The sequence below is a fragment of the Mesorhizobium sp. GbtcB19 genome (assembly GCF_019091085.1).
GTDB lineage: Bacteria > Pseudomonadota > Alphaproteobacteria > Rhizobiales > Rhizobiaceae > Mesorhizobium.
Genome location: NZ_JAGXJY010000459.1, coordinates 1 through 240, shown reverse-complemented (window position 1 = coordinate 240; position 240 = coordinate 1). Strand labels below are relative to the sequence as shown.

Annotated in this window: 1 protein-coding gene; it reads right to left on the bottom strand. The window is 68.8% G+C overall.

The genetic code is table 11. The features are described from left to right. Positions 1-240: four-carbon acid sugar kinase family protein (locus tag KVT37_RS32745; RefSeq protein WP_217579076.1), on the bottom strand; the 240-nt coding region annotated here is incomplete at both ends.

Below are 240 nucleotides of genomic sequence, written 5' to 3'. Positions count from 1 at the left end.
AATGGCCGAGGGGGGTGTAACGCTGGGGCTGCGGCGCACCGGCAACCAGCGGCACGCAGGCTGGCCCGAGCACCGCGCGGCCGACCTCGATCGCCCGGCCGATGCTGCCGTTCGTCGGGCTGGAATCGAAGGTCGAACAGACCTTGTAGTGGAAGGGGTCTCTTGCAGGCGTGTACAGCGAGTTGAAAGCGACCTCCAGATGCGTGTCCATCCATGGCGGGGGCCGCCTGCGGGTGGGGC